The organism is Hymenobacter setariae (genome assembly GCF_007713685.1).
GTDB classification, from domain to species: Bacteria; Bacteroidota; Bacteroidia; order Cytophagales; family Hymenobacteraceae; genus Hymenobacter; species Hymenobacter setariae.
This window is the reverse complement of the sequence record NZ_VMRJ01000006.1, coordinates 246,805-269,176: the sequence shown is the minus strand read 5'-3', so window position 1 is coordinate 269,176 and position 22,372 is coordinate 246,805. Positions and strand designations below refer to the sequence as shown.

General features: G+C 58.2%; 17 protein-coding genes. 12 read left to right on the top strand and 5 right to left on the bottom strand.

All coding sequences use genetic code 11. The features are described 5' to 3' along the window. The first annotated feature begins 53 nt into the window (after positions 1–53). Both FNT36_RS21855 and folK read left to right on the top strand, forming a co-directional pair. Entirely contained in the window at positions 54–923 is an 870-nt protein-coding gene (locus tag FNT36_RS21855; RefSeq protein WP_144852138.1) for an alpha/beta hydrolase family protein, read from the top strand. Then, positions 920–1,411: a 2-amino-4-hydroxy-6-hydroxymethyldihydropteridine diphosphokinase gene (folK, locus tag FNT36_RS21850; protein WP_144852135.1), complete on the top strand. Its 492-nt coding sequence runs from the start codon at positions 920–922 to the stop codon at positions 1,409–1,411. The genes FNT36_RS21855 and folK overlap by 4 nt, the downstream gene beginning before the upstream one ends. Before the next feature lie 93 nt (positions 1,412–1,504). Here the strand turns inward: folK and fabD are convergent, their stop codons facing one another. Beyond that, positions 1,505–2,416 carry an ACP S-malonyltransferase gene (fabD, locus tag FNT36_RS21845; protein WP_262712190.1) on the bottom strand — a complete coding sequence of 304 codons (912 nt, stop codon included), beginning with the start codon at positions 2,414–2,416 and terminating at the stop codon, positions 1,505–1,507. Positions 2,417–2,529: 113 nt separating this feature from the next. Next, complete coding sequence (locus tag FNT36_RS21840) at positions 2,530–5,493, bottom strand: T9SS type B sorting domain-containing protein (protein WP_144852133.1); 2,964 nt, start codon at positions 5,491–5,493, stop codon at positions 2,530–2,532. Positions 5,494–5,760: 267 nt separating this feature from the next. On the opposite strand from FNT36_RS21840, the gene FNT36_RS21835 reads away from it, so the two are divergent. From FNT36_RS21835 to FNT36_RS21825, 3 genes are all read left to right on the top strand, one after another. Beyond that, positions 5,761–6,498, top strand: a complete 738-nt coding sequence (locus FNT36_RS21835; protein ID WP_144852130.1) for a succinate dehydrogenase cytochrome b subunit — start codon at positions 5,761–5,763, stop codon at positions 6,496–6,498. A 96-nt stretch (positions 6,499–6,594) separates the two neighbouring features. After that, the gene (locus FNT36_RS21830) at positions 6,595–8,529 is read left to right on the top strand and encodes a fumarate reductase/succinate dehydrogenase flavoprotein subunit (RefSeq protein ID WP_144852127.1); all 1,935 of its coding nucleotides are present in this window, start codon (positions 6,595–6,597) and stop codon (positions 8,527–8,529) included. A 178-nt stretch (positions 8,530–8,707) separates the two neighbouring features. Next, a complete protein-coding gene (locus FNT36_RS21825) occupies positions 8,708–9,463 on the top strand; it encodes a succinate dehydrogenase/fumarate reductase iron-sulfur subunit (protein ID WP_144852537.1) in 756 nt (251 codons plus the stop codon). A 105-nt stretch (positions 9,464–9,568) separates the two neighbouring features. On the opposite strand, the gene FNT36_RS21820 is transcribed toward FNT36_RS21825, so the two are convergent. Both FNT36_RS21820 and FNT36_RS21815 read right to left on the bottom strand, forming a co-directional pair. After that, positions 9,569–10,495 (bottom strand): cation diffusion facilitator family transporter, encoded by a 927-nt coding sequence (locus tag FNT36_RS21820; protein WP_144852124.1) that lies wholly within the window; start codon positions 10,493–10,495, stop codon positions 9,569–9,571. A gap of 143 nt (positions 10,496–10,638) precedes the next feature. Next, complete coding sequence (locus FNT36_RS21815; RefSeq protein WP_233636140.1) at positions 10,639–13,122, bottom strand: glycoside hydrolase family 31 protein; 2,484 nt, start codon at positions 13,120–13,122, stop codon at positions 10,639–10,641. Positions 13,123–13,337: 215 nt separating this feature from the next. Between FNT36_RS21815 and FNT36_RS21810 the strand changes: the two genes are divergently transcribed. Further along, complete coding sequence (locus FNT36_RS21810) at positions 13,338–14,783, top strand: glycosyltransferase (protein ID WP_233636139.1); 1,446 nt, start codon at positions 13,338–13,340, stop codon at positions 14,781–14,783. A gap of 11 nt (positions 14,784–14,794) precedes the next feature. Next, positions 14,795–15,268 (top strand): YdeI/OmpD-associated family protein, encoded by a 474-nt coding sequence (locus tag FNT36_RS21805; protein WP_144852117.1) that lies wholly within the window; start codon positions 14,795–14,797, stop codon positions 15,266–15,268. Positions 15,269–15,351: 83 nt separating this feature from the next. Here FNT36_RS21805 and FNT36_RS21800 read toward each other — a convergent pair whose 3' ends face one another. After that, the gene (locus tag FNT36_RS21800) at positions 15,352–17,418 is read right to left on the bottom strand and encodes an alpha-amylase family glycosyl hydrolase (protein WP_144852113.1); all 2,067 of its coding nucleotides are present in this window, start codon (positions 17,416–17,418) and stop codon (positions 15,352–15,354) included. A 74-nt stretch (positions 17,419–17,492) separates the two neighbouring features. On the opposite strand from FNT36_RS21800, the gene ggt reads away from it, so the two are divergent. The 5 genes from ggt to FNT36_RS21775 all read left to right on the top strand — a co-directional run bounded on the left by ggt (position 17,493) and on the right by FNT36_RS21775 (position 22,344). Further along, complete coding sequence (gene ggt, locus FNT36_RS21795) at positions 17,493–19,253, top strand: gamma-glutamyltransferase (RefSeq protein ID WP_144852109.1); 1,761 nt, start codon at positions 17,493–17,495, stop codon at positions 19,251–19,253. 210 nt (positions 19,254–19,463) lie between these two features. Beyond that, the gene (locus FNT36_RS21790; RefSeq protein ID WP_144852106.1) at positions 19,464–20,012 is read left to right on the top strand and encodes an RNA polymerase sigma factor; all 549 of its coding nucleotides are present in this window, start codon (positions 19,464–19,466) and stop codon (positions 20,010–20,012) included. Beyond that, positions 20,009–20,653: a hypothetical protein gene (locus FNT36_RS21785; RefSeq protein WP_144852104.1), complete on the top strand. Its 645-nt coding sequence runs from the start codon at positions 20,009–20,011 to the stop codon at positions 20,651–20,653. The genes FNT36_RS21790 and FNT36_RS21785 overlap by 4 nt, the downstream gene beginning before the upstream one ends. After that, entirely contained in the window at positions 20,650–21,576 is a 927-nt protein-coding gene (locus tag FNT36_RS21780; RefSeq protein WP_144852101.1) for a hypothetical protein, read from the top strand. The genes FNT36_RS21785 and FNT36_RS21780 overlap by 4 nt, the downstream gene beginning before the upstream one ends. Then, positions 21,577–22,344, top strand: coding sequence for a hypothetical protein (locus tag FNT36_RS21775; RefSeq protein ID WP_144852098.1), 768 nt, complete (start codon positions 21,577–21,579; stop codon positions 22,342–22,344). Positions 22,345–22,372 lie beyond the last annotated feature (28 nt).

Genomic DNA, 22,372 nt, shown 5'->3' with positions numbered 1-22,372 from the left:
ATTGGCCCCTACTGCCTAGGAAGTAGCTTGCGGTGCTTTTCCTCGCTATACGTATGCTTACTACTGTTGAGTTCGTGCTTACGGGCACTAGCCACGGCCGCTCTTTTGCTGCCGATGCCACCTATCTGGCCCCCGATTCGCCGGCCGCTTCACCCCGGCCCATAGTGGTGTTTGTGCATGGCTTTAAAGGCTTTAAGGATTGGGGCCACTTCTCCTTGCTGGCGCGTTTTTTTGCCGAGCAAGGCTTTGTATTCATCAAGCTCAACCTCTCGCACAACGGCGTGGTGGTAGGTGGCACCGGCGACCTCGAAGACCTCGAGGCCTTTGGGCATAACAACTTTAGTCATGAGCTTAATGACCTAGGGCAGCTGCTCGATGCTCTGCATACACCTGGCGCTACGCCCCTGCCCGCGGACACGCTCGACCTAGGGCGCTTGTACCTCATTGGTCACAGCCGCGGGGGCGGGCTGGTGCTACTAAAAGCGGCCGAAGACGCGCGGGTTACCGCCGTAGCCACCTGGGCAGCCGTGGCCGACCTTGCCCCGCGCTGGCCCGCCGATGTCATTGCGCAGTGGCAGCGCCAAGGCGTGCTCTATGTGCCTAACTCGCGCACCGGCCAGCAACTCCCCATGTACTATCAGATTGCCGAAGACTACCACGCCAACTTACCGCGCCTCGACCTTCCGAAGCTGGTGCCGCAATTGCGCCAGCCCTTGCTCATTGTACACGGCGACCCCGACGAAACCGTGCCCCTAAGCGCCGCCGAAGAGCTGCTGGCCCGCAAGCCCGACGCGGAGCTGCTCATTGTGCCGGATGCTGGGCATATGTTCGGGGGCAGCCATCCCTGGGTTTCGCCCGAGCTGCCTCCGTTGGCCCGGCTAGTGGCCGAGCGCACTGCCGCCTTTTTTCAGCAGCACGCATGAGCAGTGTAGTGGCTTATCTATTGCTGGGCAGCAACCTAGGTGACCGGGCTGCTCACTTGCAGCACGCACAGCAGGTGCTAGCAGCCACGGCCGGCGCTATCACGGCAGCGTCGGCTTATTACGAAACAGCGGCCTGGGGCCTCGAAGACCAGCCTGCCTTTTTAAACCAAGCGCTGGCTGTGCGTACTGCCCTGCCCGCTGCCGAGCTACTTGCCGCTTGCTTGGCCGCCGAGCAGCAGGCTGGCCGCGAGCGGCGGCAGCGCTGGGGCGCCCGCACGCTGGATGTAGACATTTTGCTTTATGGGCAGGAAATTATCAGTACCCCTACCCTAACCGTACCACACCCGGCATTGCCAGCCCGCCGATTTGCGTTGGTACCGCTGGCCGAAATAGCTCCGCAATTACTTCATCCGCAGCTACATCAAACAGTGGCGGAGCTTCTGGATAATTGCCCCGACCCACTGCCAGTGACCCAAGTAAAAAGCTAAAGCCCACCGCACGCCCAGGCCTCACAAAGGCTAGGCGTACGGTGGGCTTTAGCTTGGCTATGAGCCTAGGTGGCCCCTGGGTTACCTACTGCCCTACACCGAGGCCGCAGCAGCGGTGGGTGCTATTTTCTTTACCAGGCCTTGCAATACCTTGCCGGGGCCGCACTCCAGGAAAGTAGTAGCGCCGTCCTGCGCCATGGCCTGCACGCTCTGGGTCCAGCGCACAGGGGCGGTGAGCTGGGCCAATAGGTTCGCTTTAATTTCGGCGGGGTCGCGGTGCGGCGCCGCGTCCACATTTTGGTACACAGGGCAGCGCGCGGGCTGAAAGGTGGTGCGCTCGATGGCTTCGGCCAGTGCGGCCTGCGCAGACTGCATCAATGGCGAGTGAAATGCCCCGCCTACAGGCAGCGGTAGCGCACGCTTGGCACCCGCTGCCTTCAGCGCTTCGCAAGCTTTGGTGATGCCATCAGCCGAGCCAGAGATAACCAACTGGCCGGGGCAGTTGTAGTTTGCAGCTACTACTACGTCGCCGGCGGCCGTTATTTCCTGGCACACGCGCTCTACCACGTCGTCGGCCAAGCCCAAGATGGCGGCCATGGTGCCGGGCTGCTCGTCGCAAGCGGCCTGCATAGCCTGGGCACGACGGGCTACCAGCGGCAGGGCATCGGCAAAGGAAAGCACCCCAGCCGCTACTAGTGCCGAAAACTCACCTAGGGAGTGGCCGGCCACCATAGCGGGCTGTAGGTCGGGCTGGGCCACAAACTGCGCTACTGAGTGCACGAATACGGCAGGCTGCGTTACATCGGTGCGGCGCAAGTCTGCCTCCGTACCCTCAAACATTAGCTTGGTGAGGCTAAACCCTAGGATGTCGTTAGCCTGGGTCAGCAAGGCACGAGCAGCCTCGCTTTGGTCGAATAGCTCGCGGGCCATGCCCGGAAACTGGCTGCCTTGGCCAGGAAAAACAACGGCCACGGGGCCAACGGTGGTAGGTTGAGTGGGATTCACAAACAGCGTTACTAAAGTAGAACAAGGCTAGCCAGCGGCCGGCGGGGCAAACTTAGCGCAAAAAAAAGCCGCCTCTTTCGGGGCGGCTTTTCTTGTCTGCCGGGTGGCCTGCGCTAGCGGGCCACTTCAACCCAGCCTTTGTAGGTGCGCTTAGTGCCAGCAAAATCGGCAAACTCTACCTCGGCTAGGTAGTAGTAGAGGCCATTTGACACCTTGCCACTGGTACCCGTTTCGCCGAGCGGGCCGCCGCCATCCCAGTTGATATAGGGGTCCTTGTCGCTCTCGTACACCTTGCGGCCCCAGCGGTTGAATACCTGAATGTGGGTGCGCACAATCGGGCTGGCTGTCTTAGGCCGGAACTTCTCGTTGATGTCATCCCCATTGGGCGTGAAGATGTTAGGCAGCAAGAAGAACACGCAGTTATCCTGGCAGGCCACATTGCTCAGGGCGCTACGCACTTTGGCGGCGTTCACGGCCTGCACCACGTAACAGCCTGCCCCACCCGTATTGCCACTCGTGTTGAGTGGCACCCGGTGCAGATAGGTGTACTGAGTGGTAGAGTCGATGAGCGTGAAGGGACCATCGGCCGTACTGCGGTAGAAAATGCGGAAGTACGCTACATCCGAGCTACAGCCGGCCGGCGTGTTACCTAGGGTCCAGCGCAGGCGGTTTTGGTAGCGCTGGTTGAGGAAGTCGAAGGTTGAGGAAGTCTGGTTGACGTTGGCCAGGCTATCGCAGTTGGTAGGCACCACCGTCAACACCGGTGTGCATGGCGTCGGGATGAGCACGGTGCAAATCTGCTGGCTGCGGTTGAGCAAGTTGGTCAGTATTGGCTGGCCGAGCGAGTTAGTCGGTGTGGCGTACTGTCCGTTGGTTTGCACATAGTAGCAGTACGTTTCGCCCACCGTGAGGCCCTGGTCGGCGTAGGTAACGCTCGTGGCACCCGCGCTCGGCGTCACGGTGGTCAGCAGGCTGAATGCCCCCGTCCCCGTGCCTACACGGCGATAAATACTCGTCGGCCGGCCACTGTTATCCCAGGGTACATTATATGTCCAAGTAAGCGCATTTTGCCGACCTAGGCTATTTGGCACCACATTCAGGCGCACACTGCTAGCCAGCGGCGAGGTTTCCGAGGTTTCGGCACTGCCGGGCTGCGGCGCGGCAGCACTGAAAAACACCAATTGGTAGGTGTACTGCACATCTTGCGTGTTCAAGGAGGCGTCGCTGTCCACGTAGGTGGTGTCGGTCAGGCTGGTTTTGGTAGTTACCAGCGTGAAGGGCGCGGCGCCCGTAGCGCTGCGGCTCAGGCGATACCCTAGGGGGGCGTTGAAGCTACCTACGTTGGGCCGCGGCTGGGTCCACTTAATGGCAATTTGCCCGTTGGTGGCAGCGGTTGTCAACACATCCACATTCGTAATCTGCGCCGAGCGGCCCGAGAGCGTAGCGCAAGACTCATTCGAGGCTAGGCTGGCACCGCCTGCTGGCAGCGGGAAGGTGACGTAGATGCGGTAGCAGTACGTGCGCCCACGGGTCAGTCCTTGGCCATTGTTATCGTCAGTGTAAGCCGTTAGATTTGCCGGGATGCTTGCAATGCGCGTGTACCCCGCCGCAGCTGGAATTCCCGTTTCGCAGGGCCCCGGCGTAAACGGATAAGAGTTTTCGCGGCGGTAAATCTGGATAGTGGGCAGCACCCCAGGCTGGCTGGAGAAGAGGCACGGGTAGCTAGCCCATGTCAGCAGTACGCGCTGATTCGTAGTGGGAGCCGCTTGCAAGTTGGTGGGCGCAGGGCCCACTACTGTTACGCGCCAAGTTTTCTCATCAATCAGCGGCGGGTCATTCGAATTAGGGGGGGTGCGAGGCGTATCCTGCGCTTTAAACACCACGAGATAGGGCTGCGCCGCGATATTCTCGCACGCCGTAGTCCAGTTAAACCGGCCTACTGCCCGCGGCGGGCCTTGGGTCGACTGCCGGAAGGTAGCCGGCGGAATGATGCCGCTATAGGCAAAAAGCTGTATTGGCGTAGCTGGAGCATTGGGGCCGGTACCGTCTACCGCTGTTACGCTCTTGTTGAGGACCGCACCGGCGACTACGCAAGTATCCTGAGGAATTTTGATTACTGGGGGCAGATTGGTAGTAGCTACCACGTCTATCTGCATGTCGCGCAGCACCTCTCCTATCTTAATGTAGCCTAGGGCATTTTTACGCCACTCTTCTACGATAATCGCAACGTTATACGTGCCTACCCGCAACGGCGCATTCCAGATAAGCTGGCCGCTTCTATTGATGGTTAGTGAAGCATCAGCTCCCACCTGCGCTAGCTGGTTGCCGTTGTTGTCCAAAAAGGAAACCTGCTTAGGTGATTGCCCCCCCGATGTAAAACTCTGGCTGTTTGGATACTCGTAGCCGTTCGTAATGCTAGGCGTGGGGATAAAGCTGGCGGGCAGCGGGTTCGGTATCAACGCTACCTGCTGGCTCTGCATCAGCCGGAAGCCTAGCGAGTCACCATCGGCATCGTAGGCAGCGGGGTTGTGCAAGAATACTTGCCCGGCAGCCGCGGCATCAATGGCAGGTGCCCGCAACACGGGCAAGTGATTCTGACCTAGGCCAGGGTCTACCGTCAGCGTAGTGCTGATGTAGAACGTCTGGTTAACCGAGGCCGTCATGTTTATCACTCCCGCTACCCGGTTGGCCTCTACCATACTGGCCGTGTACCGGCCCGAGCCAGGGTACGTATGCTCGAAGTAAAACGTAATGACGTTGGCCGTAGGCGATACCGATACTTCGCTGGTTTTAGGAATTCCACCCGGTATATCTAGGTCGCTGGTTTTACCATCACCATAGTATACTCTAATGGTGTTTTGCTGCACCTTGGTGGGGTCTCGGTACAGTGTAAGCTTAAAAAATATGCGGTTTGGGTTACGGGTCGGCGTAGTGTCAACCTTAGCCTGTATGTCGCCGGCACGAAGGTGGGTAGCGTGCGCAGCTGTTGGCAGCAGCCAGCCTAGGCCGACCAGCCACAGAATGAGAAACCACCCATTGCGCCAAAATGACGACTTAGGAGAGGAAAGTGTTTGCATATAACAATAATAAGGGTCGCCGTGCTGATTCCTTCACTACCAATCTACTACTAAACACAACTTTCGTGAGCCGAGAGTGGTTATGGGTTGGGCTTTGTTGCGTTAACGGAGAGAGATGGAGATTGATTCATGGCTATCAAGAGTTCACGAAACTGCAATATTTAACCATTCTAAATAGCACGCATATTGGGCCGCGTGCTTGGGGGGTCACTTCCCTTGGCCCTACCTTTGGGCAACTTAAGTAGCTCTTTTTTGGCTGATATTTTTATGAATTGGTTTACAAAAACCTTTACCAGCAGCATCGGGCGCAAGATTATCATGTCCCTGACGGGCTTGTTTCTCTGCACCTTCCTGGTAGTGCACTTGATTGGTAACTTCCAGCTCTTTAAAAACGACGACGGCGTAGCGTTCAACGTTTATTCGCACTTCATGGGCCACAACCCCATCATTCGCACCATTGAATGGGGACTGGTTTTGGGCTTCGGGTTTCATATCTACGAAGCCTTAATGCTTACCATTCGCAACAAGGGGGCACGGGCTCATAAGTACGACCAGTGGGAAGCCAAGCAGAACTCGGAGTGGACCTCTCGCAACATGGGCATTCTAGGCTCTATTATCTTGGTATTCTTGATTGTGCACTTGTACAATTTCTTCTGGCGCGCACGCTTTGGTTCTCCTGACCCAGACATTAATCATAATGACAACCTGTACAAGGTAGTCGTAACGTCGTTCCACCAACTCTGGTATGTTATCCTGTATGTAGCCGCGCAGGCTAGCCTAGGCTACCACCTGTGGCACGGCTTCCGCTCGGGCTTCCAAACCCTAGGGCTCAATCACCGCAAATACATGCCATTGATTAAGAACTTTGGCTATGCTTTCGCTGTCCTAGTTTCAGCCGGTTTCGCTTCGATGCCGCTGTACTTTTATCTGTTTACCAACGAGCAAGGCGCGCTGAAAGATGGCGTAGCCGTGACGTTGCAACATCTGACGTTAGCTTTTAACTAAGTTGTTAAGCCGTTAGGAGTTAGGCAGTCGTACCCTCTGATTGGTTCGTGCTTTTCCTAAACCCTAACCTCCTGACTACCTAACCACCCAGTAGATATGGAATTATTTTCCAAAGCGCCCGAAGGCCCCTTGGCCGAAAAATGGGACAAGCACAAGTTCAACGTCAAGCTCGTTAACCCCGCCAACAAGCGCAAGTACGACGTGATTGTGGTGGGTACGGGTCTGGCGGGGGCCGCTGCGGCAGCATCGCTGGCCGAGCTCGGCTACAATGTAAAGGCCTTCACGTATCACGACTCGCCGCGCCGGGCACACTCCATCGCGGCGCAGGGCGGCATCAACGCAGCCAAGAACTATCAGAACGACGGTGACTCAGTGTTCCGTCTTTTCTACGATACTATCAAGGGCGGTGACTACCGCGCTCGTGAAGCCAACGTGTATCGCTTGGCACAGGTATCGGTTAATATCATTGACCAATGCGTAGCGCAGGGCGTGCCTTTCGCTCGTGAGTACGGCGGCTTGTTGGCCAACCGCTCGTTTGGGGGTGCACAGGTAAGCCGCACGTTCTACGCCCGCGGCCAAACGGGACAGCAGTTGCTCTTAGGTGCCTACTCGGCGCTGAGCCGGCAGGTAGCCTACGGCAAAGTGAAAATGTACACCCGCTCGGAACTGCTCGATATAGTGGTAGTAGATGGGCAGGCCCGCGGTATCGTAACGCGCAACTTGGTGAATGGCGAGGTGCAAACCCATGCCGCACACGCAGTTGTACTGGCTACGGGTGGCTACGGCAACGTTTTCTACCTCAGTACTAACGCGAAATACTGCAACGTGACCGCGCCATGGCGTGCTCACAAAAAGGGAGCTTACTTCGCCAACCCTTGCTTTACCCAGATTCACCCTACCTGTATTCCAGTATCGGGCGACTACCAGTCGAAGCTGACGCTGATGTCGGAATCGCTGCGTAACGACGGCCGCGTGTGGGTGCCCGCTACCAAAGAGATTGCCGAGCGCCTGCGCAAAGGTGAAATCCGGGTGCAGGACATTAAAGAAGAAGACCGCGACTACTTCCTGGAGCGTAAGTACCCCGCCTTCGGTAACCTCGTGCCGCGCGACGTGGCCTCGCGCAACGCTAAAATGATGTGCGACGAAGGCCGTGGTGTAGGTGCCTCGGGCTTGGCTGTGTACCTCGACTTTGCCGATGTTATCAAGCGCACCAGCGCCCAGGCAGTAAGCCAGAAGTATGGCAACCTTTTCGAGATGTACGAAAAGATTACCGACGAGAATCCTTACGAGATGCCCATGCGCATCTACCCGGCGGTACACTACACCATGGGCGGCCTGTGGGTTGACTACAACTTGCAAACCACTATCCCAGGTCTGTACGCTACCGGCGAGTGCAATTTCTCTGACCACGGTGCTAACCGCCTAGGTGCCTCGGCACTCATGCAAGGTTTGGCCGATGGCTACTTCGTAATTCCGTACACCATTGGTGACCAACTGGCTCAAACGCCACCTAAGCCGGTGACTACCGACCACCCTGCTTTTGCAGAAGCGAAGGCAGCCGTGCAGGCTCGGGTAGAGCAACTGTTGAGCATCAACGGCACGCGTACCCCCGATGATTTCCACAAGGCCCTAGGTCACATTATGTGGGAGTACTGCGGCATGGCTCGCAATGCTGAAGGCCTAAAGCACGCTAAAGCTGAAATCCAGAAACTCCGCCGCGAGTTCTGGCAGGATGTAAAAGTGGTTGGTTCGGGTGAGGAAATGAACCAAGCACTTGAGAAGGCTGGCCGCGTAGCCGACTTCCTAGAACTTGGCGAGTTGATGATAGATGACGCCTTCAACCGGAATGAAAGCTGCGGCGGTCACTTCCGCGAGGAGTACCAAACGCCCGAAGGCGAAGCACTACGCGACGACGATAACTATGCTTACGTAGCTGCTTGGGAGTACAAAGGTGATAACCAACCCGAGGTACTGCACAAAGAGGAGCTCGTATTCGAAAACGTGAAGCTGACTCAGCGCAGCTACAAATAAATTATGAATTATGAATCATGACTTATGGGCTAGTTGGTAGCAGTTGGTCTTTATTGACACTATAGCATCACTAGCCCATAACTCACTCATTCATTGCTGAATTGCTACTTCATAACTCATAATTCATAACTTATACTTAAAAATGGCCGGTTCTGCCTCCACTACCAATACCAAACCAATGAACCTGAAGCTGCGGGTATGGCGCCAGCCAAACCGTCAGACTGAAGGTCGGATTGTCGAGTATAACGTAAAGGATATATCGCCCGACATGTCCTTCTTGGAGATGCTCGATGTGCTCAATGAAGACTTGCTTCGCGCAGGTACGGACCCAGTAGCTTTCGACCACGATTGCCGCGAGGGTATTTGTGGCTCGTGCGACTTGTTTATTAATGGCCGTTCGCACGGCCCCGAAAAGGGTACGACGACTTGCCAGCTACACATGCGCAAGTTTTCGGATGGTGACACTATTACTATCGAGCCCTGGCGCGCTAATGCTTTCCCAGTTAACAAGGACCTAAGCGTTGACCGCTCGGCCTTTGACCGCATTATTCAGGCTGGCGGCTACGTGAGCGTGAACACGGGCGGTGCCCCCGACGGTAACGAAATTCCGATTCCGAAAGAGATTGCCGACCGGGCTTTTGAAGCTGCTACCTGCATCGGTTGCGGCGCCTGCGTAGCAGCTTGCAAAAACGCTTCGGCTATGCTCTTCGTGAGCGCCAAGGTGTCGCAGCTAGCGTTGCTGCCCCAGGGCAAGGTAGAAGCCCAGACGCGTGTAGAGAATATGGTGGCCCAGATGGACATCGAAGGCTTTGGTGCCTGCTCTAACATTGGCTCTTGCGCAGCCGAGTGCCCAGTAGGCATTTCGCTAGAGAATATCGCTATCCTAAACCGTGAGTTCTTGACGGCTAAAGCTGCTTCGAATAACCTAGCATAGTTTGCTTAGTTTCTAATAACTAAAACAGCGTCCTAGCTAAGCTAGGGCGCTGTTTTAGTTTAAAAGCTACAGCAGTAGCAACCACGTTTTGAATAATTTGAGTTATCAACTGGCAGGTTTACTCAAGCTAGTGGGCTGAATAAATATGTGCTTTACATCGGGGTAAGCAGCTTCAATGGCGGTGCGTAGTTGCTTCACCGTTTTGGTGAGTTGGGCGGCGGGTAGGTCAGGAGAAAACTCGACGGGCAGCACTACCAATAGTTCGTGAGGGCTGAGGTAAGAAGAAAGCGGTGGGGCCGTGTTGACAATAGTGACTTCTGCCCGCACCAACTCCGTTATTTTTTCCAGTAAGGCGGGTTCGGCGGGTTCGCCGAGCAGCAGGCTTTTGGTCTCGCGTAGCAATAGCCCTGCTACTACCAGCAGGAGCAAGCCAATGAGCACCGAAGCCACGCCATCAAGCACGGGTTGGTTGAGTAAATGGCTTAGAAACACACCTAGGAAGGCAATGAGCAAGCCTAGCAAGTCAGACGCATCCTCAAACAACACGACGAAAATAGAGGGGTCTTTACTAGCGCGAAAGGCTTTCCAGAACGGCTGGCTACCACGCTGGGCGTTGAATGTGCGGCGCGCTACTAGAAAGGAGGCCCCATCGAAGCAGAAGGCGACAGCCAGTACCACGTAGTTCCAGGTGGGGCTATGTAGTGGAGCGGGATGCCGAATGTGGTCGATGCCATCGTAGAGCGAGAGGCCCCCGCCAATGATAAAGATGAATACGGCCACCATAAAGGCCCAGAAGTACAGCTCGCGGCCATAGCCAAAAGGCCGCCACTCAGTAGCGGGCTGCTGGCTTTTGCGTAGCCCAAGCAGCAGTAGCCACTCATTGGCAGTATCTACAAGCGAGTGGATACCCTCGGCTAGCATGGCCGAGCTGCCCGTAAACCAGGCGGCAACGAACTTGATGGTGGCAATACCAAGGTTGGCAGCCAGCGCCGTAATGATGGCGAGTTTAGATTGCGGTTCTTCGGTCGGCAAGGGCTAGCGGGTGGCGAGCATAAGTGGCTATTGGCTCGCACGAGTAGTACGCACTTACGCAGCCTAGGGCTGCTACTGAGCTAGCTATAAGTTAAAAAGGCCTTCTAGCGCAAGCTAGAAGGCCTTTTCACTATCCTTTGAATTTACTTAGCTGATGAGGTAGGTACGGGTTCAATTTCTACTTTCAGCGTCTTTAGGTTAGCGCTCACTACCAGTGCGGGCGCTGCTACAGTTGTTTCAGTATCAGAGCAGGTACCTAAGTCTACTGGCTGCCCATCGGCTGTGGCGGCAACTGGGGCAGTGGGGAGGCCGTGCAGCACCACGCGGTAGGTAGCATAGCTAGGCTGGTAGTCGCCTTCGATGTACTGGGTCAAAGTAAGGGTAGTGGCGTCGCCAGCTACCGTGAAGCGGCGGATAGTTTGTTGGCCTTGCTGGTAAGCATAACCCTCGCCCCCGTCGTCATAAAGCACGCTCTCGACAGTGCCAGCTTTGTAGTACACATGCAAGGTCAATTCCTCAACCTGCTTCTCGCCTACATACTGTAGCACAGGCTGCATGGGCACCACAGCCCCAGCCCTAATGAACAGTGGAATGCGCGTGAGGTCGGCAGCGGCCCACACCTCGGCGCCGCCCGTCTTCAACTCGTCGGTCCAGTAGTAGTACCACTGGCCTTTGGGAAGGTACATCCAGCGGCCATCGGCGCCAGCTTGAGTGATGGGGCAGACTAGCAGGTTATCGCCGAGCGAGAACTCGGCCATGCGCAGGTAGGTCTCAGGGTCGTTTTGGTCGAGGAAGGTGAGTGGGCGCAGCATAGGCGTGCCGTGCGTGCTGTACTGCCAAAACGTGGTGTACATGTAGGGCAGCAATTGATAACGCAGCTCGATGAAAGAGCGCACTAGGCTCGTGAATGGCTCGCCAAAGCTCCACGGCTCCTGGTCACCGTGGTCGCCACTGCTGTGGGTGCGGAAGAACGGGTGAAAGGCACCTAGGGCTATCCAGCGGGCATATAGCTCACCACTGGGCTGGTCAACAAACCCGCCGATGTCGGAACCAATAAAGCTGAAGCCACTGATGCTAAGCCGTTGGCACTGAATATTGGCCAGCCATAAGTGCTCCCAGCTGGCGATGTTGTCGCCGGTCCAGCCCGACGAGTAGCGCTGGCCGCCCGCATAGGTGCTGCGCGTTATGGTAAACGGCCGGTTGGGGTAGCTGAAGCGCGCCACACCCTCATTAGTGGCACGGGCCATTTGCATCCCATAGATGTTGTGCGCCTTTTTGTGCGAGCAGGGCTGTCCGTCGTAGTCGAAGCGCACATCGTCGGGGAAAGTGCCGCGCTCAAATACAGCAGGCTCGTTCATGTCATTCCAGACGCCGCGCACGCCCACGTCTTTTATTAGACCCTCAAATAAATTGGCCCACCACTCGCGCACCGCGGGGCGCGTGTAGTCGGGAAAATGGCACTGGCCCGGCCATACCGAGCCGCGCATGAGCGGCCCATCGGCCCGGCGGCAAAAGAAGTCTTGCGCTAGCCCCTCCTGGTACACTGGGTAACTCGGGTCGATTTTGATGCCGGGGTCGATAATTACTACCAGCTTAAAGCCTTGCTGCCCTAGGTCCTGCACCAGGCGCTTGGGCTCGGGGAAGTGCTGCGGGTGCCAGGTAAAGCACCGGTAGCCATCCATGTAGTCGATGTCGAGGTAGATGGCATCGCACGGAATGCGGCGCTCGCGCATACCTAGGGCTATTTCTTGCACATTGCCTTCGGGGAAGTAGCTCCACTTGCACTGGTGGTAGCCTAGCGCCCACAGGGGCGGCAAGGGCGGCGGGCAGGTGAGGCACGTGTATTCCTCGCTGACTTCGAGCAAAGTAGGGCCGTAAATGAAATAGTAGTTCAGCTCGCCACCCTCGGCCCAGAAGCTCGTGACATCGGCACGCTCGGCGGCAAAGTCGAAGAAGGCTTTGAAGGTGTTGTCGAAGAAAATGCCGTGCGCAATGCGCTGGTGCAGCACTTGGTAAAACGGAATGTTTTTGTAGAGCGGGTCGGCGCCCTTTTGGTAGCCATAGTTATCGGTGCCCCAGTTCACGAAGCGCTGGCCGCGCAGGTTCGAGTTGGCGGGCTTATCGCCGAGGCCGTAGTAGCACACGCCGCTAGGTACCTGGTGGCTCATTTTCACGATGTCGTTGCCCGTGTCGTCGTCGTGATGCCAGTGAAAGCCTTTTTCATCGGCGCTCAGGATGGTGCCCGAGCGGTCGAGCACGCGCGTGCGCAGCGAATCCTTCCACACGATGCAAATGAGGCGGGCCGTGGTGAGGCGGTAGTGGTCGCTTTTCTCCTTAAACTCCAGAAAAGTGGGTACCCGCGGGAAAGTCGGGTGCGCATCATCGACGCTGGGCACGGCGTAGCTGAAGTCGGGCTCGGCGGGGCTGCCGGGCGTGAGGTAGCGAAAGCGCAGAATCTTGTCCGACAGTGCGTGCAGTAGTAGTCGGGTGCCGTTTTCGGTGGTGAAGGTGAAAAAGTAATCGTTGGTTTGCTCAGCCCGTTGCACCGGGCCGGGCTGCTGTTCCTGGCGGCTTTGAGCAGCCAGGTTGTTTAGCATATAGTTATTTTCCTGGGTAAAATTGGCCATAAAGCGGAAGGGCGCGTATAAAAAACAGAACAATCAAAAGGCACTTGTCTTAGCTAGCAAATGCTAAGAGCAAAGCCTGCAAGATAAGTTTTAATCGAAAAGCAAAGCGCTAAGAACCTGCTTGGAGCGCCTAGGTTATAGTAATATTCTGAGGCCAGCCACGGAATTGCGTTTCGCAGCACCGTTATTCGCAGGCACATTTGCCGTCCATGAGTTTGCCTGCTGCCGTTCCCGTTGCCGTCTTGGTTTTAGCCTGGGATGAAGCCGCCCCCGCCGTGCGAGCGGTGGTAGAAGCTACCGAAGCCCCGACTCAGGCACTCGACTCGGTAGTGGTGCTGGTGCCCGCCGCTACGGGCGAACCCACGCAGGAAGATTTTTTGCCCCTTACCACGGAAGAGGCCGCGCCGCCCGTGCTCGCAGCGGCCAGCGAAGTACAGCCAAAACTGGAAGCAGACAACGCCGCGTCAGAAGTCCTTGAAGCGCCTTCCACTACGCCCAGCGTACTACCAGATTTACCAGCGCAAGAGTCTACACCAACAGTTCTGCCGCCCCTAGGTACTTCGCCAGAGGCGCTGCCAGCTCCTACAGTGCCTACAGTTCTGGACGCAGTAGCGCCTGCGCCGCTCACTTGGTCGGCGGTGCGCGTGCTCCGCCTCAGCAGCTTTAGCCTGCCCGAGCTTACTGAGTTAAGCAAGCAAACCTTACCCGGAGTTATTTGGCAAGGTGGTGCGGCTCTGCCCGTCGCCCCCTACCTAGGTAGCCAAGTAGAGGGTATTAATGGCGAAGCCCTTCCAGTAGATGACCTAGGTAGTGCCCAGCCCCAAGTAGTGTCAACGGCTCTCGAGTTAGAAATAGATGCTTTCGTAGCACCTACCCCTACCCTACCGGCCGCGGACCAACCTGAGCAACCACTACCAGCGTTGCCAATTCTGGCGCCCGATTACCTATTGACCGAGCCGCCGGTGCCGGCCCTCGATGCAGAAGCAGACCTAGCCCCTAGCTTGCTAGATGAGCCGTCGCCTGAAGAAGCACTTCTCACGCAGGCCCCGCTGACCGAACCTCTAGGGCCTGCCCATGCGGGCTGGTCAGAAGACCTAGCAGCCCTACGCACACCCTTGCCGCTAGAGGAACCAAAGCTCGCTACCGACTTTGAAGATGAGGCTTCTTACTACGCTGCTACGGTCGGTGAGCCGCCAGCTACCGAGGCCAGCGATAGTACTACAGAACCTAGGGTAGTGAGCCAGCCATTTGAGGCGCCAAATCTGAATTTTCAAGTTATTCAGTACGCACGCTTTGCGGTGCCGGTGGCATTGGCGCAGGCACCGTTTGCGGCTATTTACGCGCCGGCCTGGCCTACTTGGCTAGCGGCGCAAGAACTGCGCTACCGCACCCGGCAGCCGCTGGTGCTGCACGTGTCCACATTGGCAGCGGGCGAAGCCGATTCGCTCGAAACTGCCACCAGCTGGCAAGCCGAGCTGCAACGCCAGGCCCTGCACCGCGCCGACCTTATTTTGGCCGAGACACCAGAGCTAGCGCGCCGTCTGCGCCTCGACCTAGGCCTGCCATCTGACGTGGTGCGCACCGTGGCCGCTGCCGATGCCGATGCTGTGGCGCAGGCCTTGCGCACTGCGCAGCTACGCTCAAGCGACAGTGCAAGTTAATTTTACGGCTGATGACAGATTTTGAACAAGAATTTGAAGCGGTGCTCGAAGACGACCCGCGCACGGGCGATGTGTTTGTAGTCGTGCCTTTCTCGGTAGCCGAGGTCTATGGCACCAAGGACGAGCTACCCGTGCAAACAGCCATAGAAGGCTTTCCCTACCAAGGCGAGTTGACCTCGCTCGGCGATGGCTACTACGCCCTAGTAGTGCCCCGCGAGGTGCGCCGCGCCGTAGGCAAAACCGTGGGCGATGTGCTGCACGTGGCTCTCAGCCATGACCTCAGCGAGCGCGTGGTGAACCTACCCGACGACCTAGCAGCTGGCCTAGGCGAGAATGCCGCCGCTAGTACTTTTTTTAAAAGCCTGACCAAGCCTGAGCAGCGCTCTTATGTGCGTTACCTCAAAGGTGCCAAAACGCCCGAGATTCGCGCCAAGCGCTTGACGGAAACAATCTACCGCCTCAGCATCGGGCGAAAGCGCGAGTAAGAAATTGATAGATAGCAGAATGGGTACTGAGTGTAATATGCTATGTATTACACTCAGTACCCATTCTGCTATCTATCAACTGCCTAACCCTTTGCCAGTATCAGGGCCGTGCGGCTGGGCACATATAGGCGCAGGCGGGGCGCTTCGGGGGTGCCACCGCCCCCTAGGGTGTCATAAATCACAGACTCGTCGAGCCGGTCGAAGCCGCCAAATGCAGGCCGGTCGGAGCTAAGTACCAGCCGGTAGCGCCCCACGGCGGGCACCGGAATGCCGTAGTCGAAGAAGCTTTCGCTCACGTTGAAGCTGAATACAAACACCAGCCCGGCCCGCTCGAAGGCGATAATTTTGTTGCCGTAGTCGATGTTGAGCAGTTGGGCGGGGCCTTTTAATAAGAGCTGGCGCTGGCGGGCCAAGCCCAGCATGGCCTGGTCGAAGGCTAGTAATTGGCTATAGCGCAGGTCGGGGTTGTCGGCTAGGCTCCACTGGCGGCGGGCGTAGTGGTAGCTCCAGTCGTTGCCGGCCCGCGGGAAATCTATCCACTCGGGGTGGCCAAACTCGTTGCCCATAAAATTGAGGTAAGCCTCGCCGCCCGCGCTCAGCGTAATGAGTCTAATGAGCTTGTGCAAAGCTTGCGCTCGCGCCGCGCCGCCATCGGGGTCACTGGCTTGCATGTGGTGGTAGATGGCATCGCCAAACAACCACTGCGACAGTGTTTTATCACCCACCAATGCTTGGTCGTGGCTTTCGGCGTAAGCTACCGTTTTTTCGCCCTGGCGACGGTTCACAAGTTGGTGCCAGAGCTCGCCTAGGTCCCAATCTTCGTCGCGCTTGTGCTTGAGGGTCTTAATCCAAAAATCGGGCAAGCCCATACCTAAGCGGTAGTCGAAGCCCACACCCCCATCGGCAATGGGACGGCATAGGCCGGGTAGGCCACTCATGTCCTCGGCTACCAGAATGGCCGACTTCTTGAACTCGCGCACCAGCGTGCTGGCTAGCATGAGGTAGAGAATAGCGTCGTCGTCGGCCTGCGGGCCAAAGTAGCTGTCGTAGCCCCCAAACGCGTGCCCTTCGCCGTGGTGGTGGTAGAGCATCGACGTGACACCATCGAACCGAAAGCCGTCGAAGTGAAACTCCTCGAGCCAGTAGCGCAGGTTGCTGAGCAAGAACTGCTGCACCTCGGGCCGGCCATAGTCGAATAGCTTCGAGTCCCAGCCGGGGTGGTTGCCACGGTCGCCCTTATGGAAGTAGAGGTTGCCCGAGCCATCGAAGTCGGCCAGGCCCTCGGCTTCGTTTTTCACAGCATGTGAGTGCACTAGGTCGAGCAGCACCACGATGCCACGCTTATGCGCTTCATTCACTAAGTATTTCAGGTCTTCGGGGGTGCCGAAGCGGGAGCTAGGGGCGAAAAAATTAGCGACGTGGTAGCCAAACGAGCCGTAGTATGGGTGCTCCAGCACGGCCATTAGCTGCACGCAGTTGTAGCCATCAGCCTGAATGCGGGGCAGCACGTGGTCGGCAAACTCGCGGTAGGTGCCTACGCGGCCCTCTTCAACCGCCATACCCACGTGCGCTTCGTAGATGAGTGGCTGGCCCTTGGTGGCGTTAGCTATGCGAAACGTTTGGTCGGTCCATTGAAACGGTGCCTCGGGCACCCAGAGCTGAGCCGAGTAGTCTTTGCTGTGCTCGTCTTGCACGGCGCGGCGCAAGTAGGCGGGCAGGCGGTCTTTGCCGTGGCCGTGGGCCACCACGTGCAACTTATACCGCGAGCCGGCGGTCGGGCGCCGGCCGTGCTCATCATCGGCAATAAAGCCTTCCCAGATACCGGTAGCTTCGTCCTTGTGCAACGGGTCGGCCTCGCGGTTCCAGAAATTAAAGTCGCCCACTAGGTACATGGCCTCGGCGCCCGGCGCCCACTCGCGCACCACGTAGCCGCGGCGGCGCGGGTCGTAATGCAGCCCTAGGCGCTGGTGGGCCAAGGCAAACTTGCTGAGCGAGCCGTATTCCTTCTTGATGACAGCCAGCCGGTCGGCCAAGCGCTGCTGGCGAGCCAAGAGCACAGGCTCGTAGGGCTGCAGCCAGGAGTCTTCCTGGGTGAGCGTCAGCGAGGGAGCGGGAGATACGGTGGCAGGGGCCTGGTCGTCGGCAGACATAAGCAAGGAAAAAATAGGGACATCCAAAGGTAGGCAGCCGCCCGATAGCCGAGCCGCGGTGCCTACTTTGCAGTATGCAATTATTTACTCGTTTTTGCGGAGCTGGTTTGCTGGTGGCCACCTTGGCTAGCCCCGCGCTAGGGCAGCTAGCCAAGCCTGCCCGCCCAGCTAAGTCCACCAGCGCTGTGGCCGACCAGCTGCCACCAGCGGCCGCGCCCGTGGTAGCCAAGCACGCGCTAGTAGTATCGGCTCACCCCGTAGCTTCTAAAGTCGGCCGTGACATTATGCAGCAGGGCGGCAATGCTTACGATGCAGCCGTGGCCGTGCAGTTTGCGTTGGCCGTGGTGCTGCCAGTGGCCGGCAATATTGGCGGCGGCGGTTTTCTTGTGTACCGCGACCACAGCGGCACGGCCGGCACCCTAGACTTTCGCGAAACGGCCCCCGCTGCCGCCAGCCGCGATATGTACCTCGACGCCAGCGGCAACGTAGTACCTGGCCTTAGCACCGCTGGCCCGCTAGCGGTGGGCACGCCCGGCACAGTAGCCGGCATGGAGGCGCTGCACAAAAAGCTCGGCAAACTGCCTTGGGCCAAGCTCGTTGCGCCGGCCGTGCGCCTAGCCCGCTACGGCGTAGCCCTTACCGACAAAGAAGCGGCAGGTCTCAACCGTACCCAGGCTGATTTCACGAAATATAACCCTGGCTCGCCACCCGTATTTGTGCGCGCCACGGCCTGGCAAAAGGGTGACACCCTCAAGCAGCCCGAGCTCGCGGCCACGCTTCAGCGCATCCAGGACCAGGGCCGCGCCGGCTTTTACCAAGGCAGAACGGCCGAGCTGCTGCTGACCGAAATAAACAAGGGCCACGGCCTCATTACTCAGCAAGACCTTGCCAGCTACCAACCCAAGTGGCGCGCCGCCCTGCATGGCCAGTACCGTGGCTATGACGTTATCACGATGCCGCCGCCGAGCAGTGGTGGCGTGGCCCTATTGCAGATGCTGCAAATGCTGGAACCCTATAACCTAAGCAAGCTGGGCTACCACACCCCCGCCGCGGTGGCCGTTATCACGGAGGCGCAGCGCCGGGCCTATGCCGACCGCGCTACCTACCTAGGTGACCCCGACTTTGGAAAGGTGCCAGTGGCCCAGTTATTGGCAAAAGACTACAACAAACAGCGCGCTACAACCATCCGCACCGATGGCCAGGCTACGCCGAGCACCAGCATCGCGGCCGGTTCTGGCTTGCCGCGCTACGAAAGTGACCAAACTACGCACTATAGCATCGTCGATGCGCAGGGCAACGCCGTGAGCTGCACCACAACCCTCAACGGCGCTTACGGCAGCAAAGTAGTGGTAGCTGGCGCTGGCTTCTTGCTTAATAATGAGATGGATGACTTCAGCTCGAAAGCTGGGGTGCCCAATATGTACGGCTTGGTAGGAGGCGCCGCCAATGCCATTGCCCCCGGCAAGCGTATGCTCAGCAGCATGACGCCCACCATCCTCACTAAAAACGGTAAGCTAGCCCTCGTGACGGGTTCGCCAGGCGGTAGCACTATCATTAACAGTGTGTTGCAGTCCATCCTCAGCATCGTGGACTATGGCGCCGATGCCGAGCAAGCAGTTTCGGCCCCGCGCTTGCACCACCAGTGGCTACCCGACCAGCTTGATGTAGAGGCTGGCGCTCTCTCGCCCGAGGCCGAGAAAGCGCTCCAGGAAAAGGGCTATAATCCAAAGCCACGGGCACCGTGGGGCCGGCTCGACCTCATCCGGGTGCTGCCTAACGGGCAGCTAGAAGGCGGCGCCGACCCTAGAGGCGACGATGCCTCGGTGGGCTACTGAGCTAACAAAACCCTAGGTAGCTGATTAGGCCGCCTTCATTTGCCAAGAGGGCCCGTGCACTGCCAAACCAGCAGAAGCGCGGGTCCTCTCGCTTAGATATATAAATTTATTCCCTTAAAAACCAGATACTTATTTTATAATAAAACTATTATAGCGTACCCGACCAACCTTTAGGCAGAGCTGCATCACTTTAAGCTAAAGCTGCGCACTGTGCCCCTTTCTCCCCCTCCCTTTAGTTTGAGCGATGAGCAGCAGCTATTAGCTGGCTGCCTGGCCCAGGACCGCCTGGCTCAGCAGCAGCTATACCTACGCTATAAAACAGCCATGTTTACTTGTGCGCTGCGCATTCTTAACGACCGTGCTTTGGCTCAAGATGCCTTGCAGGATGCGTTTATGGCGGTATTTCAGCAAGTGGGCACCTTTCGCCAGCAAGCTACCCTAGGAGCTTGGATTCGCCGCATTGTGGTGCACACGGCATTGCAGACGCTGCGCCGCGAGCAGCGCATGGAAGTGTATGACCAGGAGCGCCACCGCGAGCCCCTAGTACCCTGGCAGGATAACCTGACCGGCGAAGCCCTCGCCAATGCTATTGCCGAGCTGCCGGCTGGCTACCGCGCCGTGTTCTGCTTGGTCGAAGTTGAGGGATATCTGCACCGCGAAGTAGCTGAGCTACTCGGCATTTCGGAGGGCACTAGCAAGTCGCAACTGCACCAAGCCAAGCGCCTGCTGCAACTCAAATTAGCCTCGCTTCACCCATGAGCTCTTACCCAACGCCCGACGCGGATGGCCAGCAGCACTTGGCACGAGCCATCAGCCAATTGCCCCTCCATGAACCCGACCCCAGCGGCTGGGATATCCTAGCAACACAGCTAGCCGGTGAGCAGGCCATTACCAATGCCTTGCCCCACCTGCCCAGCCATGAGCCAGCCGCCGACACATGGCTCCACCTCGCCAATCGCCTAGACCAAGCCGCTGTGCCAGTGCCGCTGTGGCCAGCGCAGCAGCGGCGGCGCACCTGGCAGCTCGGCGTGGCGGCTTCCATACTGCTGCTGTTGGTGGCGGGGCTAGCTTGGCTGCGGCAGCCTGCCCGCACGCCGGCCGTAGCGGTAGCGCCGCTGCCGGCTGTGCCAGCCCTTCCGCCCCTACCCGCCACCGAGCCACTAGAGGCTGCAGGCGAAGCTTTTATCGAAGCACACTGCACCTCGCTGCCGCAGGTGTGCCAGTCTGGCCAGTTTCAGAAGCTGCGGGCGCAGCTCACCGCGCTGCAGAGGCAAGAAGCTTTGCTGCGCGCCCAAACGCAGGCGCGCGGCGAGACGCCGCAGCTCGTGCGGCAGCAAGTGCAAGTCACGATTTTGAAAGCAACCGTCACGCGCGAGCTTATTCACCTCCTCACCTCATGAAGCAGCTTTCCCTTACTTGGCTTAGCGGCTGGGGCTTGTTGGTAGCATGGCTCATGGTGGGGCCAGCTTGGGCGCAGGCTCCACGCACGGTACAGGTAGTGACTCGCACCGTGTCGCAAACCTTGGACTGCCCTGCGGGTACAGTAGTGCGTATTCGCGCCGACCGAGCTACCGTACGCGTGCAAGGCTGGGACCAGCCTACCCTACGCGTAGTGCTGCGCCTCAGTGCCCGCCACCCCGAGCGGGCTGTGGCCGAGAAAGACCTGCCGACTGCGCAGTACCGCATCAGCCCGCAGGCGGGGGCTATTGACTTGGTTAACTACCAAACGCTAGCCGCCGGGACCCCAGCGCCCGCCAGCGACCTGCGGGCCGACTACACTATATTTATGCCTGCTGCCAATGCCTTACAAGTAGCTAACACTTACGGCCAAACGCAGCTAATAGGCCTGACAGGCCGGCAAAAGCTGACTCAGGACTTTGGCCAAGTGGAATTGCGCCAACTGCGCGGCAGTCTCGATGCTACTGTGCACTACGCCGACCTGACGGGCAGCGACCTGCAGCTAGCCTTCACGTGCCAAGCCGAAAAGTCGGCGCTCGTGCTCAAGACTATTGCGGGCGGCTATGCCATTCGCAACCGCTATGGCAGCATTCGGCTAGAGCCCACCCCCGAGCTAACTGGCATTAACATAGATGCCGAACGCACCGAAATAACGATGCTGCCGCCCCCACTCACCCAGTTCAACTACCAGTTGGCTGCCAACCATGGCACCCTTAGCGTGCCCTCCACCTACCCCGATGCCGGCGGCAATCGCACCTCGTGGCGTAGCACTGGCGCTGAGCGCCGCCCGCTCGTCCGCATCCTTACTACTTACGCTTCTCTCACGCTACAGCCGTCGGCGGGCGCGCTGCTTTCACATCCCTAAATGGCAATTCCCTACCGTCGCCTGCTACCATCCGGGTTTGGATTAGCAATGGGTATGCTGACCTGGCTCAGTGCTAGCCAGCCTGCCACCGCCCAAACCCCACTTGACTCCACTACTACGCATGCGGAGGAAGTGCTAACCGCGCCGCCGCTTGCCAGCACCACCGCCCCACCCGTGCAGGTGCAAGAAGAGCAACTGTGGAAGCTTGGGCTCAATAATCTGCTACTACTGCCAGCCAACTGGTCGCGCGAGGTCAGTAACGTACCGAGTGCCGTGCGCTACGGCCGCTATGGCCTGCACCTAGGCTATGAGCGCAAGCTACGGGCACCGTGGTCGGTACTAGTCGAAATTAGTCCCTATTGGTTAAGCTATTCGCCCGTAGGCACGGCCAGCCACGAGCAAGCACTCTGTGCTCGGGCACAGGTAGCGGGCCGCTACTACTACAACCTAGAGCGACGCCTACGGCTGGGTAAGAGTGCGGGCAACTTTGCGGGTAACTACTTCTCGGTGGCCCTAGGTGGAGGGTTTGGCCGGCAAGCACACGAAACTGCTTTCCTTTTCTACAACCGCAGTGGGCCATTTGCCCGCTTTGATGGCGCCATTCTATATGGCTTGCAACGTCGCCTAGGCAGTCACGGCTTTTTTGACTTTAATGCTGGTATTCCCTTCGCTTTTAGCTCAGGAGCTGCTACGTCCACTTATTACCTCGGGGCGAGCGGCCCCACCCTAGCTCTCAACCTACGCCTTGGGCTTTGCCTGGGCCGGTAGCTTGCCCTAGGTCCTTTTACAACTCACT